Here is a 1,870-nt window from a genome sequence, read left to right as displayed (position 1 = left end):
GAGGAAGCGCTCACGCGACGGGTAGCCGGACGCGATCTGCTCGAGCTGCAGGAGGTCGGCCCGGCGCATCGTTGCGTCCTCGTGCATGCGCTCGAGATGCGGTTCGTACCAGAGCCGGATCCGCTCAAGGTCGGCCGGCCATTTCGCGCCGGCGCGCAGGCCTTCGTAGAGCGCCAGGAAGGAAGGCCAATCCTCGGCCGCTCGCTGCGGCGGCCGGTAGCGGGCGAGCCCCATCGCCTCGTCGAGCGACGTCGCCATCGTCTCGACGATCTGCGCGGCCGCCGACGGCCCGATGCCCGGCATAAGCTGCAGCACGCGGAAGCCGGCGACGCGGTCGCGCGGATTTTCGGCGAAGCGCAGCACCGCCAGCATGTCCTTGACATGGGCGGCATCGAGGAACTTCAGCCCGCCGAACTTGACGAAGGGGATGTTGCGGCGGGTCAACTCGATCTCCAGCGGCCCGCTGTGATGCGAGGCGCGGAACAGCACGGCCTGCGACTTCAGCGCCGTGCCGGCCTCGCGCTCGGCGAGGATCGCGTGGCAGGCATAGCTTGCCTGCTCGGCCTCGTCGCGTACGGTGACCAGAAGCGGCTTTTCGGACGATCTGCGCTCGCTCCAGAGGTTCTTGGTGAAGCGCTCGGCGGCCTCCCCGATCACCGCGTTGGCCGCCGCCAGGATCGTCTCGGTCGAGCGGTAGTTGCGCTCCAGCGTGACGATTGCCGCTGCCCGGGCGAACTGCGTGGGGAAGTCGAGGATGTTGCGCACTTCCGCGGCGCGGAACGAATAGATCGACTGCGCGTCGTCGCCCACCACCGTCAGGCCGGCGCCGTCGGGTTTCAGTGCCGTCAGGATCGAGGCCTGCAGCCGGTTGGTGTCCTGGTATTCGTCGACCAGCACATGGTCGAAGCGGCCGCCGAGATGCGCCGCGATCTCCGGCTCGGCCGCCATCTGCGCCCAGTAGAGCAGGAGGTCGTCGTAATCGAGTACGTTCTGCGCCTGCTTGGCCTCGACATAGGCCGCGAACAGGTCCTTCAACTGCTCTGCCCAGCCGGCGCACCATGGGAACACACCGCCCAGCACCTCGCCGAGCGGCGCCTGCGCGTTGACGGCGCGCGAATAGATCTGCAGGCAGGTGCCCTTGGTCGGGAAACGGCTCTCCGTCTTGGAGAAGCCAAGCTCGTGCCGGGCAAGGTTCATCAGGTCGGCGGAATCCTCGCGGTCATGGATGGTGAAGGCGGGATCGAGGCCGATCTCCAGTGCATAGTCGCGCAGCAGCCGGGCGCCAATGCCGTGGAAGGTACCGGCCCAGGAGAGCGCGTCAGCGATGACGGAAGCATCGCGCCCCAGCACCTCGCCGGCGATGCGCTCGACGCGCTTGGCCATTTCAGAGGCGGCTCAGCGCGAGAACGTCATCAACAGGATGCGGCGCGGATCGGCGCCTTTGACGATCAGATGCGCCACGCGATGCGCCAGCGTGCTGGTCTTTCCCGACCCCGCCCCGGCGATGACCAGCAGCGGCGCCGCGACCTGGCCGTCGCCATGCTCGACCGCCAGCCGCTGTTCGGCATTGAGCTTGTCGAGATAGGCTGGCCGCAAGGACGAATCACGGAGGGCGAGGTTCATCGCCCATCAAGCATCGTTTCCGCTTTGTTCGCAATGGTGGCGACCCTGCCAATCTCCGCCAAAAGGGGCAGTTTGGCTTAACCTACCGCCTTGGCTCGGCACCCATCGCCGCCGACTGGCGTCGCAGCGACCGGCGTTCATCATCATCCTGCAATGGCAGTGGCTCGAAGCCGTCGGGCACCTCGTCGATGACTTTCTTGGCGAAGCGATAGGTCGCATAGGCGAACAGGCCAACAATCAGCAGACG

1 pseudogene is annotated in these 1,870 nt (G+C 66.8%); it reads right to left on the bottom strand.

From position 1 onward, the window contains the following. Positions 1 to 1,623: pseudogene (locus tag EN780_RS33190) on the bottom strand (ATP-dependent helicase); the annotation flags it as partial. Between the last annotated feature and the right edge of the window lie 247 nt (positions 1,624 to 1,870).

Source organism: Mesorhizobium sp. M4B.F.Ca.ET.089.01.1.1 (assembly GCF_004022605.1).
Lineage (GTDB): Bacteria > Pseudomonadota > Alphaproteobacteria > Rhizobiales > Rhizobiaceae > Mesorhizobium > Mesorhizobium abyssinicae.
Note: the sequence above shows the minus strand (reverse complement) of the source record. Positions and strands in the feature narration are given on the sequence as shown.